The sequence below is a fragment of the Nonomuraea indica genome, assembly GCF_002850745.1.
Taxonomy (GTDB): Bacteria; Actinomycetota; Actinomycetes; order Streptosporangiales; family Streptosporangiaceae; genus Nonomuraea; species Nonomuraea indica.
The window spans coordinates 1-362 of sequence record NZ_KZ559493.1 but is presented as its reverse complement, the minus strand read 5'-3'; the positions used below and the strand labels follow the sequence as shown (position 1 = coordinate 362).

At 74.0% G+C, this 362-nt stretch carries 1 protein-coding gene; it reads left to right on the top strand.

Going from position 1 to position 362, the window contains the following annotated elements; all coding sequences use genetic code 11:
• The coding region (locus tag CXR44_RS41410; RefSeq protein WP_245899808.1) for an HAD-IC family P-type ATPase at positions 1 to 362 on the top strand (362 nt) is incomplete at both ends.

Sequence of the window (362 nt, the reverse complement as noted above, 5' to 3'; positions counted from 1 at the left end):
ATCGGCTCCGACACCCAGCTCGCCCAGATGGCCAAGCTGGTGGAGGAGGCCCAGACCGGCAAGGCGCGGGTGCAGCGGCTGGCCGACCGCATCTCCGGCGTGTTCGTCCCCATCGTGATCGCGCTGGCCCTGGGCACGCTCGGGTTCTGGCTGGGCACCGGCGCGGGGGCGACGGCCGCGTTCACCGCCGCGGTCGCCGTGCTGATCATCGCCTGCCCGTGCGCGCTCGGCCTCGCGACACCGACGGCGCTGCTGGTCGGCACCGGCCGCGGCGCCCAGCTCGGCATCCTGATCAAGGGGCCGGAGGTGCTGGAGTCCACCCGCCGCGTCGACACCGTCGTGCTGGACAAGACCGGCACCGT